At 55.4% G+C, this 370-nt stretch carries 1 protein-coding gene; it reads right to left on the bottom strand.

Annotated elements, in window-relative coordinates:
- On the bottom strand, positions 1 to 370 hold a 370-nt coding region (gene umuD / locus BEB54_RS28340; protein ID WP_236943391.1), incomplete at both ends, for a translesion error-prone DNA polymerase V autoproteolytic subunit.

Below are 370 nucleotides of genomic sequence, written 5' to 3'. Positions count from 1 at the left end.
ACGTGAGTGACAACACCAAAAATACAGATGTTTTCCGGATACAGTGTGCGGAACTCCGGGCTGTCTGAAACCGGCTCCAGTGCCGGGCGTGGGCGCAACAGCAGTCGTTTGACGGTGAACTCACCGTCGATCTCAGCGATAACGATGTCCCCGTGTTGTGGTTTTTCGGCCCTGTCCACTACCAGCAGATCACCATTCTGCACGCCAGCCTGGTTCATCGATTCACCGCTGGCGCGCAGAAAGAAGGTGGCTGCAGGTCTGCTGATGCAATAGCTGTTCAGATCCAGTTCCTGCTCAGCATAATCAGTGGCAGGCGAAGGAAAACCGGCCTGGCAACGATCGGCAAACAACGGTCGCACGTAACTGTCAT

This window comes from Escherichia sp. MOD1-EC6021 (assembly GCF_002965245.1).
GTDB classification, from domain to species: Bacteria; Pseudomonadota; Gammaproteobacteria; order Enterobacterales; family Enterobacteriaceae; genus Escherichia; species Escherichia coli_F.
The sequence above is the reverse complement of the archived record's forward strand: the minus strand, read 5'-3'. Positions and strand labels throughout refer to the sequence as shown.